Raw genomic sequence first — 26,057 nt, 5'->3', positions numbered from 1 at the left:
AGAGCTTTTCTCACTTGCACACCAATTTGCCCTAACTCTGTTGCAAATGGCCGTACAGCTTGGCGTACAAGCCACCATCGGCGATCAGTTGCTGGTGATCGCCGTCCTCGGCGACATGGCCGCCGTCGAACACCAGCACCCGGTCGGCCTGCTTCACTGCAGATAGGCGATGGGCAATGATCAGGGTGGTACGGGCGCTGAGAAAGCGGGTCAGGGCCTGATGCAGGTTGTATTCGGTGGCCGCGTCCAGCGCCGAGGTGGCCTCGTCGAGGATCACCACCTTGGGTTCGGCCAGGACCATCCGCGCAATCGCCAGGCGCTGGCGCTGGCCACCGGACAAACGCACCCCGGAGCGGCCAACCACGCTGTCCAGGCCTTGCGGCAAGGCGGCGATGGTGGCGTCGAGCTGGGCGATGTTCAGCGCCTGCCAGCAGGCATCATCGCTGCAGTCGCGGCCCATGGTCAGGTTGGCGCGCACCGTGTCGTTGAACAGTGACGGGTGCTGCAGCACGACCGCGACATGCTCGCGCAGGGTTTCCAGGCCGATTTCCTGCAGGGTCGAGCCACCAAAGCGGATGGTCCCGGCCTGGGCGCTGTACAAGCCCAGCAGCAGTTGCACCAGGGTGCTCTTGCCGCCGCCGCTGGCGCCGACGATGGCGACCTTCTCGCCCGGGGCGATCGACAGGTTGAGCTGATCGAGCACCGGCTCGTCGTTGTAGGCAAAGCGCAAACCCTGCACTTCGATGCCGACGGTGTCGCGGCCCTTGAACGGGTCGATGCCGCCGGGATACTGCGGCTCGTCGGCACGCGCCAGCAGCTCGTTGAGCCGGCTCAGGGCGCCGCCGGCGGCGTAATAGGCGTATTGCAGGTTCAGCAGTTGCTCGACCGGGCCGATCATGAACCACAGGTAGCTGAACACCGCCAGCATCTGCCCGATCGACAAATCGGAGAACAGCACCGTGAGCATCGCCGCCGCGCGGAAAATATCGATACCGAACTGGAACAGCAAGCCACTGGCACGCCCGCTGGCATCGCTTTTCCATTGCGAGGCGACGGCGTAGTTACGCACCTCCTGGGCGCGCAGGCCGAGGCGACCGAGGAAATAGCCCTGGCGGTTACTGGCGCGGATTTCCTGGATGGCATCGAGGGTTTCGGTCAGCGCCTGGGTGAAGCGCGAGGTGCTGTCGTTCTCCAGCTTCTTCAGGTGCTTGACCCGCTTGCCCAATTGCACCGTGGCGAAGATCACCAACGGGTTGAACAGCAGAATCAGCAGCGCCAGCTTCCAGTGCATCCACATCAGGATGGCCGCGGTACCGGTCAGGGTCAGCATGGCCACCAGAAAGCGGCTGAGGGTTTCGCCGACAAACTTGTCGAGGGTGTCCAGGTCGGTGACCAGGTGGGTGGTCACGGTACCGCTACCGAGGCTCTCGTACTCGCTGAGGGAGATGCGCTTGAGGCGCTCGATCAGGCGAATGCGCAAGCGGTAGACGATGTCCTTGGCCAGGCCCGCGAACAGCTTGGCCTGCACCACGTTGAAGGCCAGGGCGGCGCAGCGCAGGGTCAGGGTGAACAGCAGCATCAGGCCGATGTAGCCAGCAGCAACCTGCCAGTTACCGGGCAGGAACTGGTTCATCCACTTCAGTGCGGCATCGCCATGGCCGAGTAGTACTTCGTCGACCAGCAACGGCAGCAGCAAGGGGATCGGCACACTGCACAATGCCGCCAGCACGGCCACGCCATTGGCGATCCACAGGGCTTTTTTATGACGCAAGGCCAGGCGGCGGATTTCTGCCCAGCTCAAGCGATCAGCATGCACAGGGCCCGGCCCTGGTACCGGGTCGGGTGAACCCGGCAGGTCAAGCACAGGCGGCCTGCTTCAGCCAGCGGCCGAGCAGCGGTTCGAGGGATTCGAGGGTCTGGTAGCCGTTGGTCAGCAAGGCCAGCTGGCCATTGCGCTCGGCCAGCAGGGTCGGGAAACCGGCGATGCCCAGGTCCTGGACCCAGGTGAAGTCTGCCGCCGTGGCCGAGCGTTGTTCGGCGCTGGTAAAGGCGTCGGCAAAGGCTGTGCGGTCGTAACCGGCCTGCTCGGCGAGCTCCACCAGCATCGGCGCGCGAGTAACATCTTCGCCACGCTGGTAGAAGGCTTGCTGGATCAGCTTGAGCAAAGCGCCGACACGCTGCGGGTCAAGGCTGCGCGCGGTGACCAGGGCCCGGCAGGCAGGCTCGGTGTCGTAGACAAAACCGTCTGGCAGCGCACCTTCGAACTGAAAATCCTGCCCGGTGGCGTCGTGCACCGCCTGCCAATGATCGAGGATGTAACCGCGCGTCGAGGCATCCAGCGCCCGGCTGCCGGAACGCAGGCCGCCAAGCACTACCTGGGTCGGCACGCCCGCAGCCTGAGCCTGGGCGATCAGGGCCTCGGCGACGGGAGCAAAGCCCCAGCACCAGGAACACATCGGGTCCATCACATAGAGCAGGCGTGCGGACATCAATCAGGCCTCGGCAGCTTTGCGGTAGTTATGACCGATCGGGTGAGGCTGATTGCGTGCCTTGGCCAGCTCGATCTGCTTCTGCCGGTCAATGGCGCTGCGACGGGTCTTTTCGCTCAGGCTGTCCCAGCAATGCGGACAGCTGATGCCTGGCGAATAGTGCTCGGACGCACGTTCTTCCACACTGATCGGGGTGCGGCAGGCATGGCACTGGTCGTAATCGCCCTCGGTCAGGTCGTGACGCACGGTGACCCGGTTGTCGAACACGAAGCAGTCGCCCTGCCAGCGGCTTTCATCCTGTGGCACCTCTTCGAGGTATTTGAGGATCCCGCCCTTAAGATGATAGACCTCTTCAAAACCCTCGCCGAGCATATAGCTGGAGGCTTTCTCGCAACGGATGCCGCCGGTGCAGAACATCGCCACTTTCTTGTGTTTGGCCGGGTCGAAATTGGCCTTGATGTACTCGGGGAACTCGCGGAAGGTGGTGGTCTTCGGGTCGATCGCACCCTCGAAGGTACCGATCGCCACTTCGTAGTCGTTGCGGGTGTCGATCAGCAGCACTTCAGGATCGCTGATCAGCGCGTTCCAGTCCTGGGGTTCGACGTAGGTGCCGACCTTGTGGTTCGGGTCCACGCCCGGCACGCCAAGGGTGACGATCTCTTTCTTGAGCTTGACCTTGGTGCGGTAGAACGGCTGTTCGTCGCAGTAGGATTCTTTATGGTCGATATCGACCAGGCGCGCATCGCTGCGCAACCAGGCCAGCAGGCCGTCGATACCTTCACGGGAAGCCGACACGGTGCCGTTGATGCCTTCTTCGGCCAACAGCAGGGTGCCTTTGACGCCATTCTTTTCCATGGCCTCGAGCAGCGGTTCGCGCAGCTCGACGTAATCTTTCAGGGTGACGAATTTGTACAACGCCGCGACGACGATAGCTTGGGACATGCAGTAAATCTCCAGGTGGTCACCCTCGCAAAGGGCGGACCGGATAACAAAAAAAACGCGCCGACGAGCGGCGCGTTTTTTATTCTAGCAAAAACCTGGCGAGGAAATCAGTGCTTGCTGCCACCGGCACAGGTAGGCGACGCCGGAGCGACCCCTACTTTTTGCCATTCCTGCGGCGTGTAGGTGTGCAGCGCCAGGGCATGGAACTGGCCCATCAAGTCGCCAAGGGTGGCGTAGACTTTCTGGTGGCGCTTGACGCTGTTCAGCCCCTCGAACTGCTCGCTCACCAGCACGGCCTTGTAGTGGGTCTGCTGACCGCGGCTGTGCATGTGGCTTTCGTCGAGCACCTGCAGGTGCTGAGGTGCCAGCGCTTGCAGGCTTTGCTCGATCTGTTGCTGCATGGTCATGTCAGGCTCCGCTCGTTACTTCTTGGCCGGCGCGGCCTTGCCGGCGTTCGGGTCGAGTTCCTTGGTCATGTCAGCCAGCAGCTTGTTGACCACCGGTACCGCGCTTTCCAGTTTCTGCTGGGTCAGCTGGGCCGATTGCTGGGTCACTTGCGGCATCTTTTCCAGGACTTTCTTGCCCAGTGGCGACTGGTAGAAGGCTACCAGGTCCTTCAGTTCGCTTTCGGTGAAAGTGCTGGTGTAGAGCTTGACCATGTCCGGCTTGAGCTTGTTCCAGCCGATGGCCTGGTCCAGGGCGGCATTGGCCTTGGCCTGGTAGCTGTCGAGCACGGATTTCTTCGAGGCTGGGGCCTTGGTTTGTTCGAAACGCTGGGCAAACATCTGCTGCACCTGCATGTAGACCGGAGTACCGAGCTTGTCGGCATGCGCCATCATGAGGAATTTTTCAGCACTGGCGTTGTGACTGGCGGTATCTGCAAGCACCTGGCCGCTGGCGCAGACCAGCGCTACAGCAGTGCAGAGGGCGCGAAGACGGGTCATCGGAATTCCTTCAATAGACAGAGGAGGTAGTACCCCAGAGTAGAGCATTCTGCGCCGACAGTGGCACAGTGCTCAAGTAGGGCGACGTGCGATGGAACCGCTACGCCAAATAAGGACCTAAACTGCGAATTCAGACCACAAGGGAGTGAGCGCAGCATGAGCCGTATCGAAACTGACAGCCTGGGGCAGGTCGAAGTTCCTGACCAGGCCTACTGGGGTGCCCAGACGCAACGCTCGCTGATCAACTTTGCCATCGGCAAGGAGCGCATGCCGCTGGCGGTTTTGCATGCCCTGGCACTGATCAAAAAAGCCGCAGCCCGGGTCAACAACCGCAACGGAGACCTTCCGGCGGATATCGCCCGACTGATCGAACAGGCCGCCGACGAAGTGCTCGACGGGCAACTGGACGACCAGTTTCCACTCGTCGTCTGGCAGACCGGCAGTGGCACTCAAAGCAACATGAACGTCAACGAAGTGATCGCCGGTCGGGCCAACGAACTGGCCGGCAAGGGCCGTGGCGGCAAAGCGCCAGTGCACCCCAACGATCACGTCAACCGCTCGCAGAGCTCCAACGACTGCTTCCCCACCGCCATGCACATCGCGGCTGCCCAGGCGGTACAGCACAAGCTGCTGCCGGCGATCATCGAGCTGTCTTCGGGGCTGGCCGAATTGGCAGTGCGCCATCAACACCTGGTGAAAACCGGCCGCACCCATATGATGGATGCCACGCCGATCACCTTCGGCCAGGAACTCTCGGCTTATGTCGCCCAGCTCGACTACGCCCAGCGCGCCATTCGCTCGGCCTTGCCGGCGGTGTGCGAGCTGGCCCAGGGCGGCACCGCCGTGGGCACCGGGTTGAACGCCCCGCACGGTTTTGCCGAAGCCATCGCCGCAGAGCTTGCCGCCCTTTCCGGCCTGCCTTTTATTACCGCGCCGAACAAGTTCGCAGCCCTCGCCGGCCATGAGCCGCTGACCACCCTCGCCGGCGGCCTGAAAACCCTGGCCGTGGCCCTGATGAAACTGGCCAACGACCTGCGCCTGCTCGGCTCCGGGCCACGCGGCGGCATTGCCGAAGTACGCCTGCCGGCCAACGAGCCGGGCAGCTCGATCATGCCCGGCAAGGTCAACCCGACCCAGTGCGAGGCCCTGTCGATGCTGGCCTGCCAGGTGCTGGGCAACGACACTGCGATCGGCTTTGCCGCAAGCCAGGGGCACTTGCAATTGAACGTGTTCAAGCCGGTGATCATCCACAACCTGCTGCAGTCCATCGAACTGCTGGCTGACGGTTGCAGTAACTTCCAGCAGCACTGCATTGCCGGCATCGAACCGGACCCCGAACAGATGGCCGCGCACCTGGAGCGCGGGCTGATGCTGGTGACCGCACTCAACCCGCACATCGGCTACGACAAGGCCGCCGAAATCGCCAAGAAGGCCTACAGCGAAGGCACCACCCTGCGCGAGGCGGCGCTGACCCTGGGCTACCTGACCAACGAGCAGTTCGACCAGTGGGTGCGCCCGGAAAAAATGCTCGAACCGGGCGGCAAAGGCTGAGTCACCGGGCCAGGCGTACGCGCCTGGCCCGCCAGCCGGCCATGATCGACGGGCCCAGGGCGGTCAGTACCGAGCCCAGCACCACCACCAGCGCACCGATATAACCCAGGGTGTTGATCTGCTCGGCGTGCACGTAGTCAGGCCAGAACCAGGCTGCCAGGGCCACCGCGACAAAGGTAATCAGCGGAGTGATCGCCAAGGTCGCACTGACCTTGGAGGCTTCCCAGTGCGCCAGGGCTTCGGCAAAAGCGCCATAGGCCACCAGGGTGTTCAGGCAGCAGGCGAGCAGCAGCCAGCCTTGCAGCGGGCTCAGTTCCAGCGCCTCGGACGGATGCACCCAGGGCGTCAGCAACGCCGCGCAAAACAGGTAGATCACCATCATCACCTGCACCGAATTCCACACCGTCAATAGCTGCTTCTGGCTCAGCGCATAAAACACCCAGATGGTGGTCGCCAGCAGGATGGTCAGCACGCCGGTGGTGTAGACGCTCAGGGAGGTGAGCAACTCATCCAGGCGCTGATTGAAGAACAGGCCGAAGCCCATCAGCAGGATCACCAGGCCCATGCCCTGCCCCAGGCTGAAGCGTTCCTTGAACAGGAACACACTGGCCACCAGCAACAGCACCGGGCCCATTTGCACCACCAGTTGCGCAGTCCCGGGGCTGAGAAGCTTGAGCCCGACCAGGTAGAGGACGTAGTTGCCGACCAGGCCGCAGGTGGCCAGCAATACCAATCCCCAGCCCTTGCGCCCGAGGGTTTTGAACGACGGCAGGCGCTTGCTCGCCGCCAGCCAGGCCAGCAGCAGACCACCGGAAACCAGCAGGCGAAACCAGGTCACGGTGATCGGGTCCATCACCTGCAGCACCTGTTTGAGCTTGATCGGCAGGATGCCCCAGAGCACGGCGGTCAACAGTGACAAGGACAGACCGTAGACCCAGCGTCCGGAAGAAATATGCATAACCAGCCTCGATAGCCCTTTGGTGGGGGGGAAACCGGATTCTACGGGGTGGGCTGATGGGGAGACAGGCGCGATTGCGGAAAAGAATTCAGTACTTCATTCCCTGAGTTCCTGCTGGGGCCGCTACGCGCCCCATCGCCGGCAAGGCCGGCTCCCACAAGGCCAGGTTTGCACCATTTCTGTGGGAGCTGGCTTGCCAGCGATGAGGTCCTATTTCTTGTGCTTCTTGAACGCCGCCTCCAGCGCCTCATTGATAGTGCGCAACACCTTGACCCGCGCCCAGCGCTTGTCATTGGCCTCGACCAGGGTCCAGGGCGCGATCTCGGTGCTGGTCCGGTCGACCATGTCGCCCACCGCCTCTGCGTACTGCCCCCACTTGTCGCGGTTGCGCCAGTCTTCTTCGGTGATCTTGAAGCGCTTGAACGGGATCTGCTCGCGCTCCTGGAAGCGTTCGAGCTGGGTCTGCTCGTCAATCGACAACCAGAACTTCACCACCACCACACCCGCGTTGCTCAGCTGTTCTTCAAAGTCGTTGATTTCGCCATAGGCGCGCATCCAGTCGGCCTGGCTGCAAAAGCCTTCGACCCGCTCGACCAGCACCCGGCCGTACCAGGAACGGTCGAACACGGTGAACTTGCCACGCGCCGGAATATGCCGCCAGAAGCGCCACAGGTACGGCTGCGCACGCTCCTCGTCGGTGGGCGCGGCAACCGGCACGATGCGGTACTGGCGTGGGTCGAGCGCTGCCGCCACCCGGCGAATGGCGCCGCCCTTGCCCGCCGCGTCGTTGCCCTCAAACACGGCAATCAAGGCATGCCGGCGCATGCGCTTGTCACGCAACAAGCCGGCCAGGCGTGCCTGTTCGGTAATCAGTTGTTCCTGGTAGTCGTTCTTGTCCAGACGCAGACTCAGGTCGAGGCTGCCGAGCAAGCTGCGCTGGTCGATGCTTTCGCCCAGCGGGGCGATGTTGGCCTGGTGAATCGGCGCATGATTGACCTTGAGCGCGGTCTGCAGCCCTTCCAGCAGAATTTTGCCCACGGCCAGGCTGCGGTAATGCGGATCGACGCCTTCGATCACATGCCAGGGCGCGTAGTCCCGGCTGGTTTGCCGCAGCACCCGCTCACCAAAACGCACGAAACGGTCGTAGGTTTCCGACTGTTGCCAGTCCAGCGGGCTGATCCGCCAGCTGTGCAGCGGGTCGTCCTGGAGCGCCTTGAGCCGGGCTTTCATCTGTTTCTTTGACAGGTGGAACCAGAACTTGAAGATCAGCGCACCTTCATCGCAGAGCATCTCCTCCAGGCGCTCGGCGCCGCGGATAGCCTGGTCGAGCACGGCATCCTTGAACTGGCCGTGCACCCGGCCCTGAAGCATCTGGCTGTACCAGTTGCCGAAAAACACGCCCATCCGCCCCTTGGCCGGCAGCGCCCGCCAGTAACGCCAGGCGGGGGGGCGAGCGAGTTCTTCGTCGGTCTGCTGGTCGAAAGTGCGCACCTCGATCAGGCGCGGGTCCATCCATTCATTGAGCAGCTTGACCGTCTCGCCCTTGCCCGCGCCTTCGATGCCGTTGATCAGCACGATCACCGGGAACCGCGCCTGCTGCTTGAGTTCGAACTGGGCCTCGAGCAGCGCTTCACGCAGCGCCGGGACCTCGGCTTCATAGGTGTCTTTGTCGATGGCGTGACCAATTTCAGCGGATTCGAACATACCAGGCTCCCTACTTGGATAAGCAAGACTAGCGGATTGTCGAAACCTTTGTCGGCACAAAACAAAGCCTGCCACAGGTCAAACAGCCTGGCGCCGATCAGCTAAAATGGCCCTCTTGCCAATGCTGAGCCGAACATGACCGAAGTAACCCAATACGCCCAGATCGACTGGGATGACCAGGGCCGACCGCACTCGCGCCAATACGACGACATCTATTTCTCCAAGGAGCAGAGCCTGGAGGAAACCCGTCATGTGTTCATCGACCAGAACGATCTGCGCCAGCGTTTCAGCGCGCTGGGGCCGGGCCAGTGCCTGGTGATCGGCGAAACCGGCTTCGGCACCGGCTTGAATTTCTTCTGCGCCTGGCAGCTGTTTGCCGAGTGCGCCCCAGCCGATGCGCGGCTGCATTTCATCAGCGTCGAAAAATACCCCCTGACCCGTGCCGACCTCAGCCGCGCCCTGGCCCTGTGGCCGGCGCTGGCGCCGTTCAGCAGCCAGTTGCTGGCCCAATACGTGGCGGTGCACGAAGGCTTCCAGCCGTTCGAGTTCGAACAGGGCCGGGTGCGCCTGACCTTGATGATCGGTGATGTGCTGGAGCAATTGCCGCAGCTCGATGCCGAAGTCGACGCCTGGTTTCTCGACGGTTTTGCCCCGGCCAAGAATCCGGAAATGTGGACCCCGGAATTGTTCGCCCAGATCGGCCGGCTGTCATCGCCCACCGCCACCCTCGGCACCTTCACCAGTACCGGCTGGGTACGCCGCGGCCTGATTGCCGTGGGCTTTACCATGAAGCGCATTCCTGGCATCGGCAAGAAATGGGAGATCCTGCGCGGCACCTTCAACGGTTGGCCGGCCGAACAACCGCTGCCGCCCGCCAGCGCGCCGTGGTTTGCCCGCCCGCCCGCAGTGCCCGGGCCGCGCCAGGCGCTGGTGATCGGCGCCGGCCTTGCCGGTTGCGCCAGCGCCGCCAGCCTTGCTGCCCGCGGTTGGCAGGTGAAGGTGCTGGAACGCCATGCAACGCCGGCAGCAGAAGCCTCGGGTAACCCGCAAGGGGTGCTGTACCTCAAGTTGTCCGCTCACGGCACGGCGTTGTCGCGCTTGATCCTCAGCGGTTTCGGCTACACCCGGCGACTGCTCGAACGCCTGCAGCGCGGGCAGGATTGGGATGGCTGCGGGGTACTGCAACTGGCCTTCGACGCCAAGGAAGACCAACGCCAGCAACAACTGGCCGAGGCTTTCGATCCGCAATTGCTGCAACGCCTGGACCGTGAGCAGGCTGAACAACTGGCCGGGGTTGCCCTGGGTAGCGGCGGGCTGTTCTATCCCGAAGGCGGCTGGGTGCATCCGCCGGCGCTGTGCCAGGCGCAACTGCAACACCCGAACATCACCTTGCTGCCCCATCATCAAGTGCTGCAACTGCGCAAGGCCGATGGCCAGTGGCAGGCCTGGGAAAGCGACAAACTGCTGGCCAGCGCGCCGCTGGTGATACTGGCTACAGCCGCCGAAATCCAGCGTTTCGAGCCTTGCGCCGGCCTGCCGCTCAAGCGCATTCGCGGGCAGATCACCCGCCTGCCGGTCACTGGGCAAAGCCAGGCGCTGGCCACAGTGGTCTGCGCCGACGGCTATGTAGCACCGCCACGCAACGGTGAACACACCCTCGGCGCCAGCTTCGACTTCCACAACACCGACCTCACGCCCACCACCGGCGAGCACGTCGGCAACCTCGGCTTGCTCGAAGAGATCTCCAGCGACCTGGCCGAACGCCTGGGTGCCCACAGCCTCGACCCGCATGCCCTGCAAGGGCGCGCCGCCTTTCGCTGCACCAGCCCCGACTACTTGCCGATTGTCGGCCCGCTGGCTGACCAGGCGCAGTTCAACCAGGACTACGCGGTACTGGCCCGGGATGCCCGGCAAATTCCCGCCACCCCCTGCCCCTGGCTCGAAGGCCTGTTCATCAACAGCGGCCATGGTTCGCGCGGGCTGATCACCGCGCCGCTTTCAGGCGAATTGATCGCCGCCTGGGCCGACAACGCCCCCCTGCCAGTGCCCCGCGCGGTGGCCGAAGCCTGCCACCCGAATCGCTTCATGTTGCGGGAGTTGATCAGGGGGAAAAAAGCAGCGGCAAGCGGCAAGCCACACACTAAAAGCTGATTGACCCGGCGCCCTCTTGCAGCTTGAAGCTTGTCGCTTGCAGCTACAGCTTATAACCGATTGATCTAAAACTCTCGCTATCCGCACCGGTCAGTTTCCATGTGCCCGCGGTTCGGGCACTTTCCCCAACGGCAAAACCGGTAAGGACTTATGTGCGGATTAGCTGGAGAGTTTCGTTTCACCCCTGTTGCCCACCCACCACGCCCGGCGGACCTCGCCGCAGTCGAGCGGATCACCCATCACCTGGCACCTCGCGGCCCCGACGCCTGGGGCTTTTATAGCCAGGGGCCGATTGCCCTCGGCCATCGCCGACTGAAAATCATGGACCTGTCCGACGGCTCGGCCCAGCCCATGGTCGATAATCCGTTGGGCCTGGCGCTGGCCTTCAACGGTGCCATCTATAACTTCCCCGAGCTGCGCAGCGAGCTGGAAAGCCTCGGTTATGCCTTCTATTCGGACGGTGATACCGAAGTGCTGCTCAAGGGTTATCACGCCTGGGGCGCCGACCTGCTGCCGCGCCTGAACGGCATGTTTGCCCTGGCGATCTGGGAGCGCGACAGCCAGCAACTGTTCCTCGCCCGCGACCGCCTCGGGGTCAAACCCCTGTACCTGTCGCGCACCGGCGAACGCCTGCGCTTTGCCTCAAGCCTGCCAGCGCTGCTCAAAGGCGGCGACATCAACCCGGTGCTCGACCCGCTGGCGCTCAACCACTACCTGAACTTCCACGCCGTGGTGCCGGCGCCGCGCACCCTGCTGGCCAATGTCGAGAAATTGCCACCGGCCAGCTGGATGCGCATTGACGCCCAGGGCCGCTGCGAGCAGCAGGTCTGGTGGCAACTGCATTACGGCCCGCGCACCGATGAACAGGACCTGAGCCTGGAGGACTGGCGCGATCGTGTACTCGACAGCACCCGCGAGGCGGTGGCGATTCGTCAGCGCGCCGCCGTGGATGTCGGCGTGCTGCTCTCCGGCGGTGTCGATTCGAGCCTGCTGGTCGGCCTGCTGCGCGAGGTCGGCGTCGACGACCTGTCGACCTTCTCCATCGGCTTCGAGGATGCCGGCGGCGAACGCGGCGACGAGTTCCAGTACTCCGACCTGATCGCCCGCCATTACGGCACCCGTCATCATCAGTTGCGCATCGACGAGCGGGAGGTCATCGAGCAATTGCCGGCAGCTTTCCGCGCCATGAGCGAGCCGATGGTCAGCCACGACTGCATTGCCTTCTACCTGCTGTCGCGGGAGGTGGCCAAGCACTGCAAAGTGGTGCAAAGCGGCCAGGGCGCCGACGAGCTGTTCGCCGGTTATCACTGGTACCCGCAGGTCGACGGCGCACGCGATCCGTTCGCGGCCTATCGCGAGGCCTTCTTCGACCGCAGCTACGACGACTACGCCGCCACCGTGCAGCCGTCCTGGCTGCTCGATCACGACGCTGCCGGCGACTTCGTCCGCCAGCACTTCGCCCAGCCCGGGGCCAGCGATGCGGTGGATAAAGCCCTGCGCCTGGACAGCACGGTGATGCTGGTCGACGACCCGGTCAAACGGGTCGACAACATGACCATGGCCTGGGGCCTGGAGGCGCGCACGCCGTTCCTCGACTACCGCCTGGTCGAACTCTCGGCGCGGATTCCGGCACGCTTCAAGCTGCCCGACGGCGGCAAGCAGGTGCTCAAGGAAGCCGCGCGGCTGGTCATCCCCAGCGAAGTCATCGACCGCAAAAAGGGCTACTTCCCGGTGCCGGGCCTCAAGCACCTGCAGGGCGCAACCCTGGACTGGGTGCGTGAACTGCTGCTCGATCCCAGCCAGGACCGCGGCCTGTTCAACCCCGCCGCCCTCGACCGCCTGCTCAGCGATCCCCATGGTCAGTTGACGCCGCTGCGCGGCTCCAAGCTCTGGCAACTGGCCGCCTTGAACCTGTGGCTCAGCGAACAAGGAATCTGATCGATGAAAGCCCATGCCTCACCTTACGGCCAGCGCCTGCTGCGCGGCCAGGTGCCGTCCTATGAGCGACTGCAGGCGCAACTGGCCGGCGATGGCAGCCAGCCCCACGACCAGCCGCGTTCGCTGCATTGCGGCTGGGGCCGGCTGCTGATCGGCCACACCTACCCTGACCCGGCCAGCCTGGCCAGCGCCTTGCTCGACGAACGCCCCGGCGAGCGCGATATCGCCTTGTACGTGGCGGCGCCGCAGCAAGTGCTGGCTCAGGCGCCCCAGCAACTGTTCCTCGACCCGTCCGATACCCTGCGCCTGTGGTTCAGCGACTACCGTCCGGCGCAGCGGGTGTTTCGCGGCTTTCGTATCCGCCGGGCGCAGAGCGACAGCGACTGGCAGGCCATCAACGCCCTGTACCAGGCTCGCGGCATGCTGCCGATCGACCCCGAGCTGCTGACCCCGCGCCACCATGGCGGGCCGGTCTACTGGCTGGCCGAAGACGAAGACAGCGGCGCGATCATTGGCAGCGTCATGGGCCTGAATCATTACAAGGCCTTCGCCGATCCGGAGCATGGCTGCAGCCTCTGGTGCCTGGCGGTGGACCCACAGTGCACCCGTCCCGGTGTTGGCGAAGTGCTGGTGCGGCATTTGATCGAGCACTTCATGAGCCGCGGCCTGACCTGCCTCGACCTCTCGGTGCTGCACGACAACCGCCAGGCCAAGCGCCTGTACGCCAAGCTGGGGTTTCGCAACCTGCCGACCTTCGCGGTCAAGCGCAAGAACGGCATCAACCAGCCGCTGTTCCTCGGCCCAAGCCCTGAAACCGGGCTCAACCCCTATGCGCGGATCATCGTCGAAGAGGCGTACCGGCGCGGTATCGAGGTGCAGGTCGACGATGCCGATGGCGGCCTGTTCACCCTTATCCATGGCGGTCGGCGGGTACGTTGCCGGGAGTCGCTGAGCGACCTGACCACGGCGGTCAGTATGACCCTGTGCCAGGACAAAAGCCTGACCCACAAGGTGCTCGCCAACGCTGGCCTGCAAGTCCCCGCGCAGCAACTGGCCGGCAATGCCGACGACAACCTGGCCTTCCTCGAAGACCACGGCGCGGTGGTGGTCAAGCCGCTGGATGGCGAACAAGGCAACGGCGTGGCAGTCAATCTGACCACCCTGGAGGAAATCAATGAAGCGGTAGAAGCCGCCCGGCAATTCGACAGCCGCGTGCTGTTGGAAAGCTTCCACGCCGGCCTCGACCTGCGCATCGTGGTCATCGGTTTCGAGGTGGTGGCCGCCGCCATCCGCCATCCGGCGCAGATCGTCGGCGACGGCCAGCACGCCGTCGGCGCCCTGATCGAAGCCCAGAGCCGTCGGCGCCAGGCGGCGACCGGCGGCGAAAGCCGCATCCCGCTGGACCACGAAACCCAGCGCACCCTGCACGCCGCCGGCGTCGACTACGACAGCGTACTGCCCGCCGGCCAGCGCCTGGTGGTGCGCGGCACTGCCAACCTGCACACCGGAGGCTGCCTGGAGGACGTCAGCGAACGCCTGCACCCAGTGCTGGTGGACGCCGCCATCCGCGCCGCCCGCGCCCTGGACATTCCGGTGGTGGGCCTGGACCTGATGGTCAAGGCCGCCGACCAGCCCGACTACGTATTCATCGAAGCCAATGAGCGGGTCGGCCTGGCCAACCATGAACCGCAACCAACTGCCGAGCGCTTCGTCGACCTGTTGTTCCCCCACAGCCGACCGGCGCCATGAGCACAGGAGTTCGCATGCCAGAACAGATCCCCGAACCGGACCTCAACTACCTGCAGAAAGTCCTGCTGGAAATGCTCGCCATCCCCAGCCCCACCGGCTTCACCGACACCATCGTGCGCTACGTCGCCGAACGTCTGGAAGAGCTCGGCATCCCCTTCGAGCTGACCCGCCGCGGCACCATCCGCGCCACCCTCAAGGGCCGCAAGAGCTCACCGGACCGTGCGGTGTCCGCGCACCTGGACACCATTGGCGCCAGCGTGCGGGCGATCCAGGACAACGGCCGGCTGTCGCTGGCAGCGGTGGGTTGCTGGTCCAGCCGCTTTGCCGAAGGCAGCCGCGTCAGTGTCTTCACCGACACTGGCGTGCTGCGCGGCAGCGTGTTGCCGCTGATGGCCAGCGGGCATGCGTTCAACACCGCCATCGACCAGATGCCGGTCAGTTGGGAGCACATCGAACTGCGCCTGGATGCCTACTGCACCACCCGCGCCGATTGCGAGTCGCTGGGCATTGGCATCGGTGACTTCGTCGCCTTCGACCCGTTGCCGGAATTTACCGAGAGCGGCCATATCAGCGCCCGCCACCTGGATGACAAGGCCGGTGTCGCAGCGCTGCTGGCATCGCTCAAGGCCGTGGTTGAAAGCGGCGCGCAGCCGTTGATCGACTGCCACCCGCTGTTCACCATCACCGAAGAGACCGGCTCGGGCGCCGCCGCAGCCCTGCCTTGGGACGTCAGTGAATTCGTCGGCATCGACATTGCCCCGGTGGCGCCCGGGCAACATTCCAGCGAGCATGCAGTCAGCGTGGCCATGCAGGACTCCGCCGGCCCCTACGACTACCACCTGTCCCGCCACCTGCTCAAGCTTGCCCGCGAGTACGAGCTGCCGGCGCGACGCGACCTGTTTCGCTACTACTTCAGCGACGCGCACTCGGCGATCACCGCCGGCCACGACATCCGCACCGCCCTGCTGGCCTTTGGTTGCGACGCCACCCACGGCTACGAGCGCACCCATATCGACAGCCTGGCGGCGCTGAGCCGCCTGCTGACCGCCTACCTGCTCAGCCCGCCGGTGTTCGCCAGCGACTCGCAAGCCACCGGCAGTTCGCTGGAAAGCTTCAGCCATCAGCTTGAGCACGATACGCAGATGGAAAGCGATACCCGCGTGCCGGCAGTCGATAGCCTGGTCGGCAACAAGCACTAGCGCCTACACAGCCAGGACAGGTTTCGCGTAGCATGGCGGTACCTTTTCGCCAGACCTGTCCTGTTCATGCTGATTCCCTACGACCAACTGGAAGCCGAAACCCTCACCCGCCTGATCGAGGATTTCGTCACCCGCGACGGCACCGACAACGGTGACGACACCCCGCTGGAAACCCGCGTGCTGCGAGTGCGCCAGGCGCTGGCAAAAAAACAGGCGTTCATCCTCTTCGATCTCGACAGCCAGCAATGCCAGCTGCTGGCCAAGCACGACGTTCCCAGGGAACTGCTCGACTGATTCAGCCCGCTTGCTTGGCCAGATGTTCGACGATGCGTTTGTAGATCTCCGCCCGGTGCACTTCGATGTGCCGTGGCGCGCTGATGCCGAAGCGCACCGTGTTGCCTTCCACCGACAACACCTTGATCTTGATGTGATCGTCGATGGCGATGATTTCACCTATTTCCCGGCCTATTACCAACATGCTCCGCTCCTCCACAAATCAGGGAATCCGGAGACTGCACGGGGTACCGGACGCCTTCAATGCTCCGGCGGCTAATTAGACAAATCCCACTTTCCCAAGCGACTTTGCCTACAGATTTCCTTGGTTTTCGCTCCTTCAAGCACTCTGCAGGCGTGGCCCCAGGACGATGATGCTCGCGCCCAATACACACAGCAGCGCGCCGATCCAGTCACTGCCCAGCGGCCGGGCACGCTCGACCAACGCCAGCCACAACAGCGACGTGACGATGTAGATACCGCCATAGGCGGCATAGGCGCGCCCGGCATAAGCGGCCTCGACACGGGTGAGAATCAGGGCGAACAGGGTAAGGCTGAGCAAGGCCGGGGCAATCCACCACGCGCTCTTGCCCAGGCGCAGCCACATGTAGAAGGCATAGCAACCGGCGATCTCGAAGACCGCCGCGAGGAAAAACCACAGGTAATTGATCACACCAGGTACTCAAGGCTGTTTCAGGGATGGCCAAGAATACCTGACACCGGCGCTCACGCCTGGGAAGGCCGGGCCTTGGCGCGCATTTTCTCGGCCATGCTGGCCATTTCGTCGTAGAGCATCTGCGGGTTGCGCTGCTTGAGCTTCCAGGCTTCGCGGCCCTGCTCATGGGGCAGGATCAGGAACTCGCCGGCGGCCACTTGCTGGTGGATGTAGTCGGCAATATCGGCGGCGCTGATCGGCGAGCTTTCCAGCAGCTTGCCGACCTGGGCTTTCATCGCCGGGGTCGGGCCGCGGAACGAGTCGAGCAGGTTGGTCTGGAAGAACGACGGGCATACCACGTGCACCGCCACTTCCTGCTGGCGCAACTCGATCAGCAGGCTTTCCGACAGGGCCAGCACCCCGGCCTTGGCGACGTTGTAGTTGCTCATCGCCGGGCCCTGCATCAAGGCTGCCATCGAAGCGATGTTGATGATCTTGCCCTTGCTGCGCTCCAGCAACGGCAGGAAGGCCTTGCAGCCCTTGACCACGCCCATCAGGTTGATTGCGATCTGCCAGTCCCAGTCTTCCAGCGACAGCTCGGCGAAAAAGCCGCCAGAGGCCACCCCGGCGTTGTTGACGATGACATCGATACCGCCGAGTTTTTCTTCACAAGCCTGGGCCAGGGCGGTGAGCTGGCTGTAATCGCGCACATCGCAGCGCTGCACGAAGCCGTCGGCACCAGCCTCACGCACCAGCGCCAGGGTTTCCTTGAGGCCGGCCTCGTTGACATCGGCCAGGGCCAATTGCCAACCCTCGCGCGCCCAGCGCAAGGCTATTTCGCGCCCAAGCCCCGAGCCGGCACCGGTGATCATCATGCGCTTTTGCATAGCAGGCTGCCTTGTACTGTTCTGGAAAGTTCAGGCCAGTGTAGCGAAGCCGACGCCGCGACCCACGCAGTATCAGGATGCTGAATGGCCAGGGCAAACAAGGGTGAAAGTGCCGAGTAAAGATGCAATAAAACTTTTAGCCACTGGCAGGAGTCGGAATTAACAGGCGGGCATGAAACACATGACCGAAGAGATGGATTGCACCGTAACGCCTACTTCTCAAGTCAAACAAGGATACTGCCATGGGCACCATACTTATCATCATCCTGATTCTGCTGTTGATCGGTGGCTTACCCGTCTTTCCGCACTCCAGAAGTTGGGGCTATGGGCCGTCCGGCATCATCGGTACCGTGCTGATCATCCTGTTGATCCTGTTGTTGCTCGGCAAGATATAGAAAAGCTGCAAGCCATAAGCGGCAAGCCGCAAGTCAAAGCAGTACGCGCACGGCTTCAACTTGTGGCTTGTGGCTTGTGGCTTGTGGCTTGTGGCTTGTGGCTTGTGGCTGAAAAGGCAGCCAAAGGCTGCCTTTTGCCTACTTAGTGAGACACCGCACCGCTGGCACCCAGGCCAGTCTGCGAGCGCACGAACTGCGGGAAGAACAGCGCACGTTCATCGTCGGCTGCCTTGGACTTGTCGGTGATCGAGAAGAACCAGATACCGGCAAAGGCAATGATCATCGAGAACAGCGCCGGGTACTCGTACGGGTAGATCGCCTTCTCGTGACCGAGGATCTGCACCCAGATGGTCGGGCCGAGGATCATCAGCGCCACGGCACTGATCAGGCCCATCCAGCCGCCGATCATGGCGCCACGGGTGGTCAGTTTCTTCCAGTACATCGACAGCAGCAGAACCGGGAAGTTACAGCTGGCGGCGATGGAGAATGCCAGGCCGACCATGAAGGCAATGTTCTGGCTTTCGAACAGGATGCCCAGGCCGATCGCCAGCACCGCGAGGGCGATGGTGGTGATCTTCGAGACGCGGATTTCATCCTTCTCGTTGGCCTTGCCCTTCTTGATCACGCTGGCATACAGGTCGTGGGACACCGCCGAGGCACCGGCCAGGGTCAGGCCGGCAACCACTGCCAGGATGGTGGCGAAGGCTACCGCCGAGATGAAGCCGAGGAATACGCTGCCACCCACGGCATCGGCCAGGTGCACCGCCGCCATGTTGTTGCCGCCGATCAGGGCGCCGGCGGCGTCCTTGAACTCAGGGTTGGTGCTGACCAGCAGGATCGCGCCGAAGCCGATGATGAAAGTCAGGATGTAGAAGTAGCCGATGAAGCCAGTAGCGTACAGCACGCTCTTGCGCGCTTCCTTGGCGTCGCTGACAGTGAAGAAGCGCATCAGGATGTGCGGCAGGCCAGCGGTACCGAACATCAGCGCCAAGCCGAGCGAAAACGCCGAGATCGGATCCTTGACCAGGCCGCCCGGGCTCATGATCGCTTCACCTTTGGGGTGAACCTTGATCGCCTCGGAGAACAGCGCATTGAAGTCGAAGTTGACGTGTTTCATTACCATCAGCGCCATGAAGCTGGCACCGGAAAGCAGCAGCACCGCCTTGATGATCTGTACCCAGGTGGTCGCGAGCATGCCGCCAAACAGCACGTACATGCACATCAGGATGCCGACCAGAATCACCGCGACGTGGTAGTCGAGGCCGAACAACAGCTGGATCAGCTTGCCGGCACCGACCATCTGCGCGATCAGGTAGAAGGCCACCACCACCAGCGAACCCGAGGCCGAGAGGGTGCGGATTTCCTTCTGCCCGAGGCGGTATGAGGCCACATCGGCAAACGTGTATTTACCCAGGTTGCGCAGGCGTTCGGCGATCAGGAAGAGGATGATCGGCCAGCCGACCAGGAAGCCGATCGAGTAGATCAGGCCGTCGTAGCCAGAGGTGAACACCAGGGCGGAAATACCCAGGAAAGAGGCTGCCGACATGTAGTCGCCGGCAATCGCCAGGCCGTTCTGGAAACCGGTGATACGCCCGCCGGCGGCATAGTAGTCGGAGGCGGACTTGTTACGTTTGGAAGCCCAATAGGTGATGCACAGGGTGGCACCGACGAAGGCGACGAACATGACGATCGCCGACACGTTCAACGGTTGTTTCTGCACCGCGCCGGTGAGGGCGTCAGCGGCCCAGACGGCGGGTGCAAAAACGCCGAAGGCCAGGGTTGCCAGTAGACGCCGGATCATTGCTGAGCCTCCTTGAGGATCGCCTTGTTCATCTCGTCAAACTCGCCGTTGGCGCGACGCACGTAGATGGCCGTGAGGATGAAGGCCGAGACGATCAGACCAACACCGAGGGGAATACCCCAGGTGATCGACGAGTCAGGGCTGAGCTTGGCACCCAATACATGCGGGCCATAGGCAATCAACAGGATGAAGGCGGAATAGAGACCGAGCATGATCGCCGAGAGAATCCAGGCGAAGCGTTCGCGTTTTGATACCAGCTCCTTGAACCGCGGGCTGTTTTGTATCGAGAGGTAAATGCTGTCGTTCATTGTTTTTGTCCTCGCAGCACAGATTAGGTAGAACCCACTCCACTTTATGCTGCCTTCGAACGCACTCCAGACGACCTTAGTCTTAGATGCAAAACTCTTTTACCGATTCGGTAACAGCCTGAAACGACAGGGCCGCGACAGCGTTTTCGCTGCCGCGGCCCTGGAAGGTGCCAGATAGAGGCTTTAAGCCATTACTTGCCGGTCCATTCCGCTACGCGTTCCGGGTGTTTGGCCACCCAGTCCTTGGCCGCGGCTTCGGGTTTTGCGCCCTCTTGAATGGCCAACATGACCTCACCGATTTCATCCTTGGACTGCCACTGGAACTTCTTCAGGAACGCCGCCACTTCCGGCGCCTTCTTGTCCAGGTCCTTGCTACCGATACTGTTGACGGTTTCCGCGGCGCCATACACGCCTTTGGGATCCTCGAGGAACTTGAGCTTCCACTTGGCGAACATCCAGTGCGGCACCCAGCCGGTCACCGCGATCGATTGCTGCTTGGCATAGGCGCGGCCCAGTTCTGCGGTCATCGCTGCGCCGGAGCTGGCCTGCAGCTTGTAACCGGCCAGGTCGTAGTCCTTGATTGCCTGGTCGGTCTTGAGCATGACGCCGGAGCCGGCGTCGATGCCGACGATTTTTTTCTTGAAGCTGTCATCGGTCTTGAGGTCGGCCAGGGAACTGGCCTTGACGTACTCGGGGACGATCAGGCCGATCTTGGCATCCTTGAAGTTGGGGCCGTAGTCGACCACGTTGTCCTTGTTCTTGGTCCAGTATTCGCCATGGGTTACCGGCAGCCAGGCCGAAAGCATGGCGTCGAGCTTGCCGGTGGCAACCCCCTGCCACATGATGCCGGTGGCCACGGCCTGCAGTTTGACGTCATAGCCGAGTTTCTGCCTGATGACTTCGGCGGCGACGTTGGTGGTCGCCACACTGTCGGACCAGCCATCGACATAGCCGATGCTCACTTCCTTGGCCAGCGCGTGCCCCGCGCCAATGGCCATTACCAGGGCGGTGCCCACCCCCAGGAGTCGTCGCATTTTCATCCAAGCATCCCCTCGTCACGTCACGGAAGCTGCATCATCAACCGCGCATGGTCGCTGACCTGCTCTGGTAACGACCTCAAGGCAACGAGAAACGACATCACATCGCCAGCAAGGCAGATCGTTACATCAAGCAACACCCACCCTGGCTAAGTTTGTAGCCCAAGGCTTTGGCCGGCGCCATTTGCGGGTACTATTGGCGGCTTTGTTCCCAGACGGTCCGATCCATGCCCTCGACTGCGCGCTTCCCGCTCCTACCCTACCTGTTCGCCTGCCTGCTGGGCCTGTTTGCCCTGGGAGGGCTGTGGTACGGCCTGGGCAAGCCGGTGGTGCTGCCGGATGCGGCCAGCGCTTCGCACAAGCTGCAATGCGCCTCCTACACCCCGTTCGACAAGGACCAATCGCCGTTCGACCAACCGTTCCAGCTGCGCCCGGCGCGCATGGACGCCGACCTGGCCCTGCTGGCCCGGCGTTTCGAGTGCATTCGCACCTACTCGATGACCGGCCTTGAGGCCATCCCGGACCTGGCCCGCAAGCATGGCCTGAAGGTGATGCTCGGCGCCTGGATCAACGCCAACCCGGTGGACTCGCAAAAAGAGGTCAAGGCCCTGATCGCCTCGGCCAACGCCAACCCGGATGTGGTCAAGGCGGTGATCGTCGGCAACGAAACCCTGCTGCGCAAGGAAGTCACCGGCCCGCAACTGGCGGCGCTGATCAACCAGGTGAAAAGCCAGGTCAGCGTGCCGGTGACCTACGCCGATGTCTGGGAATTCTGGCTGCAGCACCCGGAGATCGCCCCGACGGTGGACTTCTTGACCATCCACCTGCTGCCCTACTGGGAAGACGATCCGAAGAGCATCGACGATGCCCTGGTGCACGTCGGCGAGATTCGCCAGGTGTTCGGCAACCGCTTCGCGCCCAAGGATATCGTCATTGGCGAAACCGGCTGGCCGAGCGAAGGCCGCCAGCGCGAGACCGCCCTGCCCAGCCGGGTCAACGAGGCGCGGTTTATCCGTGGCTTCGTCGCCATGGCCGAACAACAGGGCTGGAAGTACAACCTGATCGAAGCCTTCGACCAGCCGTGGAAACGTGCCAGCGAAGGCGCCGTGGGTGGCTACTGGGGCCTGTATGACGCCGACCGTCAGGACAAGGGCATTCTTGAAGGGCCGGTGAGCAACCTGACGTTCTGGCCGCAATGGCTGGGTGCCGGTGTCGTGCTGTTCGGCATCACCCTGCTGCTGGCCGGGCGTGTGCGCGGTACCCGCGCTGCGTTGCTGCTGCCGCTGTTGGCAGCGCTGGGCGCAGCCAGCCTGGGCTTGTGGGGCGAAATGGTGCGAATCAACAGCCGTTTTGCCGGAGAGTGGCTCTGGGCGATCCTGCTGGTGGGGCTGAACCTGCTGGTGCTGGCCCATGCCGCGCTGGCATTGGCGCAGCGCCAGGGCTGGCGCGAACGGGCGTTTGCCTGGCTTGAAGCGCGTGCGGGCTGGTGGTTGCTGGCGGCAGGTTTTGCTGCGTCGGTAAGCATGCTGGCGCTGGTGTTCGACCCGCGGTACCGCAGTTTCCCGAGCCCGGCCTTGCTGTTGCCGGCGGTGGTGTACCTGCTGCGGCCGGTAGCGGCACGACGGGCTGAAGCGGCCTTGCTGGCGTTGATCATTGGTGGCGGCATTGCCCCGCAGTTATTCCTTGAGGGGCTGAGCAACCAGCAGGCGCTGGTCTGGACCGGGGTCAGTGTACTGATGGTGGCGGCGTTGTGGCGCAGCCTGAGGGTTCGGGTTCAGCAGTGAGCCATCGCGGGGCAAGTCGAGGCGTCGCACCGCCGCTCCCACAACAGATCCTGTGGGAGCTGGCTTGCCAGCGATGGCAGCGCCGCAATGTCAGCTGGAGCGCCGCACCAAGCGCAACCCCGCCAGCACCACGGCAAACACGGCAATGCTCGCGGTGTACAGCACCAACGCCGGAACGCCGCACACCAGTGCCGCAACCGCCAGGCGCCAGCCTGCGCGTCCGGACACCAGCATGGCCAGCAACGCCAGGCCCAAAGCCGACCACGCCAGCACCCTGAAGTGAATCATCAAGCCCATCACCGAACGCGCCTGGCAGCCCCAGAGTTGCGCCTGGTCGGCGCAGGTAGCGACCCAGTGGGCATCTTCCATCAGCACATAACGCAGCCCATAGCTCGCCGCCAGCCACAAGGGCAGAAAAACCAGCAAAGCGATCAGCGGTAAACGGCGGGACATGCGACACTCCAGAAACTTGAAATCGGCGCCCAGCATAATCGTCCGGGGCGTCTATGCAAGGCAAAAGCGCCAGCCTCAGCTACTTTGTCCTATAGAGAAATGGAACCAATTGTTGCGAGCCCTCATGGGGCAGCGGCAACATCTGGGACGATAAATGCCGGAGCGCCAGGCAACTTTGCCAGGGCCACCATGGTCCTAGCCTGCGTAACGCACTTTGCTGCTGCTTTTTTGGGGATCCGTCATGCTTCGTTCTCTGCGCCTCGCTGCCCTGTTGGGTGGCTTTATCTCGAGTGCGTGCGCTTGGGCACAAACCATCGACGCCGCCACTTATGGCTATCCGTTGACCAACCCGTTCGAGGCGACCATCGCCACGACGCCGCCGGAGCTACGCCCGGAACTGCCCAGCGACGACGACATCACCCAGTCCGACTACAGCCTGAACATGCGTCCGGAGCGGGCCTTCACCCTGCCGGACAACTTCTGGGCGGTGAAACAACTCAAGTACCGCCTGGCCCGCCAGGACCACGAAGCGCCGCTGATCTTCCTGATCGCCGGTACCGGCGCGCCCTACTCCAGCAGCATCAACGAATACCTGAAGAAGCTCTACTACAAGGCCGGCTACCACGTAGTGCAGTTGTCGTCGCCGACCAGCTTCGACTTCATCACCGCCGCCTCGCGCCACGCCACCCCAGGCGTAACCAAGGAAGACGCCGAAGACCTCTACCGGGTGATGCAGGGTGTGCGTGCCCAGCACCCGCGCCTGCCGGTCAGCGAGTACTACCTCAGCGGTTACAGCCTCGGCGCCCTGGACGCAGCCTTCGTAAGCCACCTGGACGAAACCCGGCGCAGCTTCAACTTCAAGCGCGTGCTGCTGCTCAACCCGCCGGTCAACCTCTACACCTCGATCAGCAACCTCGACAAGCTGGTGCAGACCGAGGTCAAGGGCGTCAACAACAGCACGACTTTTTATGAGCTGGTACTCAACAAGCTGACCCGTTACTTCCAGCAGAAAGGCTACATCGACCTCAACGATGCGCTGCTCTACGACTTCCAGCAGTCGCGCCAGCACCTGTCCAATGAACAGATGGCGATGGTCATCGGCACCTCGTTCCGCTTCTCGGCGGCCGATATCGCCTTTACCTCCGACCTGATCAACCGCCGTGGCCTGATCATTCCGCCCAAGTACCCGATCACCGAAGGCAGCAGCCTCACGCCGTTCTTCAAGCGTGCCCTGCAATGCGACTTCGACTGCTACCTGACGGAGCAGGTGATCCCCATGTGGCGTGCCCGCACTGACGGCGGCAGCCTGCTGCAACTGGTCGATCAGGTCAGCCTCTATGCGCTCAAGGACTACCTGCAGAAGAGCCCGAAAATCGCCGTGATGCACAACGCCGACGACGTCATCCTCGGCCCTGGCGACCTGGGCTTCCTGCGTAGCGCCTTTGGCGACCGCCTGACCCTGTACCCTCACGGCGGCCATTGCGGCAACCTCAATTACCGCGTCAACAGCGACGACATGCTGGAGTTCTTCCGTGGTTAAACGCCTACTGATTATTAGCGCGCTGCTGGCCAGCGGCCTGGCCCAGGCAGCCGAAGAAACCGCGCCGCGCGCCAGCGTCATCGAAGCCGACAAGGTCGATACCGATGGCTTCACCGAACCGCTCAAGGAACTGAAATTCAACCCGGGCCTGGACCAGCGCGAATTCGAACGCTCGACCCTGGCGGCGCTGAACGTCTATGACCCGCTCGAGTCGATGAACCGCAGGATCTATCACTTCAACTACCGCTTTGACCAATGGGTATTCCTGCCGGTAGTCAACGGCTACCGCTACATCACCCCGCACTTCGTGCGTTCCGGCGTGAGCAATTTCTTCAGCAACGTTGGCGATGTGCCCAACCTGCTCAACAGTCTGTTGCAGTTCAAGGGCAAACGCTCGATGGAAATCACCGCGCGGCTGCTGCTCAACACCACCATCGGCGTTGCCGGCCTGTGGGACCCGGCGAGCAAGATGGGCCTGCCGCACCAGAGCGAAGACTTCGGCCAGACCCTGGGTTTCTATGGCGTGCCGGATGGCCCGTACCTGATGCTGCCGATCCTCGGTCCGTCGAACCTGCGCGATACCGGGGGCCTGGCGGTGGACTACAGCGCCGAGAACTGGATCAACTTCCTCAACGTTGCCGAAGTCAGCAGCAATCATCCGGAAGTCTGGATATTGCGGGGTGTCGACAAGCGCTACACCACCAGCTTCCGTTATGGCCAGCTGAACTCGCCGTTCGAGTACGAGAAGGTGCGCTACGTCTACACCGAGGCGCGCAAGCTGCAGATCGCCGAGTAAGCTGTTCTAGGCAAGCGGCGGCAGGCCGAGAAAGCTACACAGTTCGCGGCGCTTGGCCAGCGCGTCGCGGCGCCCCAGCTCGATCAGCTCGCAGCAGTAACCGGCTTCGAACAGCAGGTAGCTGAGCACCCCGGCGCCACTGGTTTTGGTCGCTCCCGGGCCGCGCAGGAACAGGCGCAGGGCGGCCGGCAATTCACGCCGGTGGCGGGCGGCGATCTCGTCCAATGGCTGGCTGGGCGCGACGACCAGCACCTCGACCGGCGCCAGGCCCAGGCGCCGGCGTTCCAGGTGCTCGGGCATCAAGTGGCTGAGATGATTGAGCCGCTGCAGCAGTTCGATATCGTCTTCCAGGCTGTCAATGAAGGTGCTGTTGAGCATGTGCCCGCCGATCTGCGCCAGGCTCGGTTGCTGACCGCTGAAGATGCGCTGGCGCATCTCGCCTTCATTGGGCCGCTGCGGGTTGCCGCTGACCCCGACCACCAGCACCCGACTGGCCCCTAGAT

24 protein-coding genes and 1 pseudogene are annotated in these 26,057 nt (G+C 63.1%); 10 read left to right on the top strand and 15 right to left on the bottom strand.

The window, feature by feature from the left end:
* Nucleotides 1–31: 31 nt before the first annotated feature.
* The 5 genes from JV241A_RS06735 to JV241A_RS06715 all read right to left on the bottom strand — a co-directional run bounded on the left by JV241A_RS06735 (nucleotide 32) and on the right by JV241A_RS06715 (nucleotide 4,375).
* Complete coding sequence (locus JV241A_RS06735; RefSeq protein ID WP_115085816.1) at nucleotides 32–1,864, bottom strand: ABC transporter ATP-binding protein; 1,833 nt, start codon at nucleotides 1,862–1,864, stop codon at nucleotides 32–34.
* The gene (locus tag JV241A_RS06730; protein WP_115085815.1) at nucleotides 1,857–2,489 is read right to left on the bottom strand and encodes a DsbA family protein; all 633 of its coding nucleotides are present in this window, start codon (nucleotides 2,487–2,489) and stop codon (nucleotides 1,857–1,859) included. The genes JV241A_RS06735 and JV241A_RS06730 overlap by 8 nt, the downstream gene beginning before the upstream one ends.
* Nucleotides 2,490–2,492: 3 nt before the next feature.
* Complete coding sequence (locus JV241A_RS06725; RefSeq protein ID WP_115085814.1) at nucleotides 2,493–3,431, bottom strand: rhodanese-related sulfurtransferase; 939 nt, start codon at nucleotides 3,429–3,431, stop codon at nucleotides 2,493–2,495.
* A 107-nt stretch (nucleotides 3,432–3,538) separates the two neighbouring features.
* Nucleotides 3,539–3,838 carry a BolA family protein gene (locus JV241A_RS06720; protein WP_115085813.1) on the bottom strand — a complete coding sequence of 100 codons (300 nt, stop codon included), beginning with the start codon at nucleotides 3,836–3,838 and terminating at the stop codon, nucleotides 3,539–3,541.
* A 15-nt stretch (nucleotides 3,839–3,853) separates the two neighbouring features.
* Nucleotides 3,854–4,375, bottom strand: a complete 522-nt coding sequence (locus tag JV241A_RS06715; RefSeq protein ID WP_038994023.1) for a DUF2059 domain-containing protein — start codon at nucleotides 4,373–4,375, stop codon at nucleotides 3,854–3,856.
* Between the two features lie 156 nt (nucleotides 4,376–4,531).
* Between JV241A_RS06715 and JV241A_RS06710 the strand changes: the two genes are divergently transcribed.
* A complete protein-coding gene (locus JV241A_RS06710; protein WP_115085812.1) occupies nucleotides 4,532–5,926 on the top strand; it encodes a class II fumarate hydratase in 1,395 nt (464 codons plus the stop codon).
* Nucleotide 5,927: 1 nt separating this feature from the next.
* Here JV241A_RS06710 and JV241A_RS06705 read toward each other — a convergent pair whose 3' ends face one another.
* Nucleotides 5,928–6,884 carry a DMT family transporter gene (locus tag JV241A_RS06705; protein ID WP_134061664.1) on the bottom strand — a complete coding sequence of 319 codons (957 nt, stop codon included), beginning with the start codon at nucleotides 6,882–6,884 and terminating at the stop codon, nucleotides 5,928–5,930.
* Nucleotides 6,885–7,094: 210 nt separating this feature from the next.
* Nucleotides 7,095–8,588, bottom strand: a complete 1,494-nt coding sequence (gene pap / locus JV241A_RS06700) for a polyphosphate:AMP phosphotransferase (protein ID WP_115085810.1) — start codon at nucleotides 8,586–8,588, stop codon at nucleotides 7,095–7,097.
* 135 nt (nucleotides 8,589–8,723) lie between these two features.
* On the opposite strand from pap, the gene mnmC reads away from it, so the two are divergent.
* From mnmC to JV241A_RS06675, 5 genes are all read left to right on the top strand, one after another.
* The gene (gene mnmC, locus JV241A_RS06695; RefSeq protein WP_115085809.1) at nucleotides 8,724–10,739 is read left to right on the top strand and encodes a bifunctional tRNA (5-methylaminomethyl-2-thiouridine)(34)-methyltransferase MnmD/FAD-dependent 5-carboxymethylaminomethyl-2-thiouridine(34) oxidoreductase MnmC; all 2,016 of its coding nucleotides are present in this window, start codon (nucleotides 8,724–8,726) and stop codon (nucleotides 10,737–10,739) included.
* Nucleotides 10,740–10,889: 150 nt separating this feature from the next.
* Nucleotides 10,890–12,677: an N-acetylglutaminylglutamine amidotransferase gene (locus JV241A_RS06690; protein ID WP_134061662.1), complete on the top strand. Its 1,788-nt coding sequence runs from the start codon at nucleotides 10,890–10,892 to the stop codon at nucleotides 12,675–12,677.
* A 3-nt stretch (nucleotides 12,678–12,680) separates the two neighbouring features.
* Entirely contained in the window at nucleotides 12,681–14,426 is a 1,746-nt protein-coding gene (ngg, locus tag JV241A_RS06685; RefSeq protein WP_134061660.1) for an N-acetylglutaminylglutamine synthetase, read from the top strand.
* A 14-nt stretch (nucleotides 14,427–14,440) separates the two neighbouring features.
* A complete protein-coding gene (locus JV241A_RS06680) occupies nucleotides 14,441–15,625 on the top strand; it encodes an osmoprotectant NAGGN system M42 family peptidase (protein WP_115085806.1) in 1,185 nt (394 codons plus the stop codon).
* A 66-nt stretch (nucleotides 15,626–15,691) separates the two neighbouring features.
* Nucleotides 15,692–15,919 (top strand): YheU family protein, encoded by a 228-nt coding sequence (locus JV241A_RS06675; protein WP_010224164.1) that lies wholly within the window; start codon nucleotides 15,692–15,694, stop codon nucleotides 15,917–15,919.
* A gap of 1 nt (nucleotide 15,920) precedes the next feature.
* Here the strand turns inward: JV241A_RS06675 and csrA are convergent, their stop codons facing one another.
* From csrA to JV241A_RS06660, 3 genes are all read right to left on the bottom strand, one after another.
* Nucleotides 15,921–16,103 (bottom strand): carbon storage regulator CsrA, encoded by a 183-nt coding sequence (csrA, locus tag JV241A_RS06670; protein WP_115085804.1) that lies wholly within the window; start codon nucleotides 16,101–16,103, stop codon nucleotides 15,921–15,923.
* 135 nt (nucleotides 16,104–16,238) lie between these two features.
* A complete protein-coding gene (locus tag JV241A_RS06665) occupies nucleotides 16,239–16,571 on the bottom strand; it encodes a YnfA family protein (RefSeq protein WP_115085803.1) in 333 nt (110 codons plus the stop codon).
* Nucleotides 16,572–16,624: 53 nt separating this feature from the next.
* On the bottom strand, nucleotides 16,625–17,440 hold the full coding sequence (locus JV241A_RS06660; RefSeq protein ID WP_134061658.1) for an SDR family oxidoreductase: 816 nt from the start codon (nucleotides 17,438–17,440) through the stop codon (nucleotides 16,625–16,627).
* Nucleotides 17,441–17,682: 242 nt separating this feature from the next.
* Between JV241A_RS06660 and JV241A_RS06655 the strand changes: the two genes are divergently transcribed.
* Complete coding sequence (locus JV241A_RS06655) at nucleotides 17,683–17,835, top strand: DUF3309 family protein (RefSeq protein WP_010224169.1); 153 nt, start codon at nucleotides 17,683–17,685, stop codon at nucleotides 17,833–17,835.
* A gap of 142 nt (nucleotides 17,836–17,977) precedes the next feature.
* Here the strand turns inward: JV241A_RS06655 and JV241A_RS06650 are convergent, their stop codons facing one another.
* The 3 genes from JV241A_RS06650 to JV241A_RS06640 form a co-directional block, all read right to left on the bottom strand.
* Nucleotides 17,978–19,636, bottom strand: coding sequence for a cation acetate symporter (locus tag JV241A_RS06650; RefSeq protein ID WP_115085801.1), 1,659 nt, complete (start codon nucleotides 19,634–19,636; stop codon nucleotides 17,978–17,980).
* Nucleotides 19,633–19,944 carry a DUF485 domain-containing protein gene (locus tag JV241A_RS06645; RefSeq protein ID WP_010224173.1) on the bottom strand — a complete coding sequence of 104 codons (312 nt, stop codon included), beginning with the start codon at nucleotides 19,942–19,944 and terminating at the stop codon, nucleotides 19,633–19,635. The genes JV241A_RS06650 and JV241A_RS06645 overlap by 4 nt, the downstream gene beginning before the upstream one ends.
* 191 nt (nucleotides 19,945–20,135) lie before the next feature.
* The gene (locus JV241A_RS06640) at nucleotides 20,136–20,984 is read right to left on the bottom strand and encodes a glycine betaine ABC transporter substrate-binding protein (RefSeq protein ID WP_115085800.1); all 849 of its coding nucleotides are present in this window, start codon (nucleotides 20,982–20,984) and stop codon (nucleotides 20,136–20,138) included.
* Between the two features lie 224 nt (nucleotides 20,985–21,208).
* Here JV241A_RS06640 and JV241A_RS06635 point away from each other — a divergent pair, with 224 nt between their 5' ends.
* Nucleotides 21,209–22,765 (top strand): beta (1-6) glucans synthase, encoded by a 1,557-nt coding sequence (locus JV241A_RS06635; protein WP_134061656.1) that lies wholly within the window; start codon nucleotides 21,209–21,211, stop codon nucleotides 22,763–22,765.
* A 90-nt stretch (nucleotides 22,766–22,855) separates the two neighbouring features.
* Here the strand turns inward: JV241A_RS06635 and JV241A_RS06630 are convergent, their stop codons facing one another.
* Nucleotides 22,856–23,218: a hypothetical protein gene (locus tag JV241A_RS06630; protein WP_134061654.1), complete on the bottom strand. Its 363-nt coding sequence runs from the start codon at nucleotides 23,216–23,218 to the stop codon at nucleotides 22,856–22,858.
* Between the two features lie 241 nt (nucleotides 23,219–23,459).
* On the opposite strand from JV241A_RS06630, the gene JV241A_RS06625 reads away from it, so the two are divergent.
* Both JV241A_RS06625 and JV241A_RS06620 read left to right on the top strand, forming a co-directional pair.
* On the top strand, nucleotides 23,460–24,758 hold the full coding sequence (locus JV241A_RS06625; RefSeq protein WP_115085798.1) for a serine/threonine protein kinase: 1,299 nt from the start codon (nucleotides 23,460–23,462) through the stop codon (nucleotides 24,756–24,758).
* Entirely contained in the window at nucleotides 24,751–25,554 is an 804-nt protein-coding gene (locus JV241A_RS06620) for a VacJ family lipoprotein (RefSeq protein WP_134061652.1), read from the top strand. Before JV241A_RS06625 ends, JV241A_RS06620 begins: the two co-directional genes overlap by 8 nt.
* A 6-nt stretch (nucleotides 25,555–25,560) precedes the next feature.
* Here JV241A_RS06620 and JV241A_RS06615 read toward each other — a convergent pair.
* A pseudogene (locus tag JV241A_RS06615) lies at nucleotides 25,561–26,057 on the bottom strand (patatin-like phospholipase family protein); the annotation flags it as partial.

The sequence above is a fragment of the Pseudomonas sp. JV241A genome (genome assembly GCF_900275665.1).
Taxonomy (GTDB): domain Bacteria; phylum Pseudomonadota; class Gammaproteobacteria; order Pseudomonadales; family Pseudomonadaceae; genus Aquipseudomonas; species Aquipseudomonas wadenswilerensis.
This window is presented reverse-complemented; position numbering and strand designations above follow the sequence as displayed.